The organism is Sphingobacterium shayense, from assembly GCF_013179575.1.
GTDB lineage: Bacteria > Bacteroidota > Bacteroidia > Sphingobacteriales > Sphingobacteriaceae > Sphingobacterium > Sphingobacterium shayense.
The window spans coordinates 1-2044 of the sequence record NZ_JABMCQ010000297.1 but is presented as its reverse complement, the minus strand read 5'-3'; the positions used below and the strand labels follow the sequence as shown (position 1 = coordinate 2044).

Below are 2044 nucleotides of genomic sequence, written 5' to 3'. Positions count from 1 at the left end.
TGACCATCCCCAAACCGCTACCCTTGTTGTATCAACAAAGCCGAATTTAAATACTTCTTTCGCCCCCATTGCCTGATCGCGAATATTTAAACGACCAATCTTCCTATAGATAGATTTTCGCCAAGCAGCACCTTTAGGTGCTGGCGCGCCTCGATTCTCCAGAGATACATATATATATCCGTCTGTAGCCATATCGCCCGTATAAAGTCTATTTTTACCTGTCCCGTAGTTGTCGGTAACCGTTTGTGATGCCGGTTCACCGTACACATAAAACACTACGGGGTACTTTTTACTTGGATCAAAATTAATTGGTTTTACCATCCATCCGTCAAGTGTAACTCCGTCAACCGTGGTGACTTTAAAAAATTCTACCTTAGGGTCTTCTGGTTTTGCATTTATCTCTCTAACAGGTCCCTGTAGCTGTGTGTGTTCCGGAAGGGAAATCACTGATCCAGCGATATACCGTTCTGTATTGCCGGAGGAAAACAATGCTAGTTTACCGTTAGGCGATATCGTGTAGTTATTTGTACCCGGAAACTCCTTAGATGTAACACGTTTTGCTTTCCCGCCATTAATATTTATGCGATAGAGATAGGTCTGCGTCGCGTTCTGAGGGGAGGCAGTAAAGTATATAATCTTATGTTTCCGATCGATAAGATCTATATTAATAATATCAAAATCGTCTTTTGTTATGAGTTTTTCTCTTCCGTTCATGTCGATGGAGTAAATCTGTCGCCAGCCGTTTTTCTCAGATACCCAAAGAAATGTTTGATCTTGATCGATCCAATCCCACCCACTCGGATCGTTGTTATTCCAACGTGCTTTAATATCAATCCAGGTGTCGCTCGTTTCCTTGTGTATCAACTTTGATTGACCAGTAATCGCCTGTGAAACGATAATCTGACTCTCGTTTTGTTTCCTGTTTAATTGTTGCAGAATGACAGCCGACGAGTTATTGAGCCATTCCATTCTAGGAATATAAATTTGATTCTCCGCACCCTGGATTTCCACTTTAGTTTCGTTTTTATCATCGATATCATATATCCAGATACTAACACCGGAAGGCGACATACCTACTTTAGGATATTCTACGGGAATAGTATAAGAATATATACTGTCGGTATTATTGATCATCAAAAAGTTTCTTGTCGCACGTGCATCGAGTTTCCAAAAAGCTATTTTCTTGCTATCCGGAGACCATCGAAAGCCATCTTGAGTACCAAATTCTTCTTCATATACCCAATCAAAGGTCCCATTGATGATTCCATTTCCACCGTCGTTAGTAACTTGCTGAACGGTATGATCCGCTAAATTCTCAATAAAGATGTTGTGTTTAGCAACATACGCGACCTTGGTTCCATCTGGAGAAAACTTAGCAAACATAAGTGAAGACTCAGGTTGTTTTGCGCCAAGTTGTTCTAATGTTTTGGTTTCTTTGTTGTAAATCCAGTAGTCTCCTTTTGTGTTTTCGCGCCACACGCGTGTTGTATTTGCAAATAGAAGGAGCTGGTTGCCTTGGGGTGATACTTGGAAGCTCTGAACATCCAACGGCGCATGTGCGCCCGAGGGAATAAGTTCTTCGCTACTCAGAAATGATGTATTCTGATCGGAATCAGTTAAACTCACGATATCAACTCCTTTATCTGAAAATGAATAATACCCATTCCCATCTGCAGTCCACTGCATTTGTGCCTGCACATTTCCCACATTAAATAATAGGAGCGTACAGGTAACTAAAATTATAACCTTATTAAGCATTGTTCGATCTATAGTTTTCAATTTCATCTACTGTTTTAATTAGTTCAGGTCCTAGCAATCGATATCCATCTTTCGTAATTAAAAAATCATCCTCGATACGTATTCCTCCAAAATCACGGTATTCTGCGACTTTGTTATAATTTATGAATTCGGATAGCTTATTTTCGCTCTGCCATTGATCGATCAATGCTGGAATAAAGTAAATACCTGGTTCGACGGTTAGAACAAAGCCGGCTTCGAGACTACGTCCTAGCCGGAGCGACTTTAAGCCAAACGTCTTACTGTC

Annotated in this window: 2 protein-coding genes; both read right to left on the bottom strand. The window is 40.7% G+C overall.

Annotation, left to right across the window (positions count from 1 at the left end):
- On the bottom strand, window positions 1-1785 hold a 1785-nt coding region (locus tag HP439_RS18850), incomplete at its 3' end, for a S9 family peptidase (RefSeq protein WP_246229422.1).
- Window positions 1751-2044: M24 family metallopeptidase (locus HP439_RS18845; protein WP_172391869.1), on the bottom strand; the 294-nt coding region annotated here is incomplete at its 5' end. The genes HP439_RS18845 and HP439_RS18850, both read right to left, overlap by 35 nt.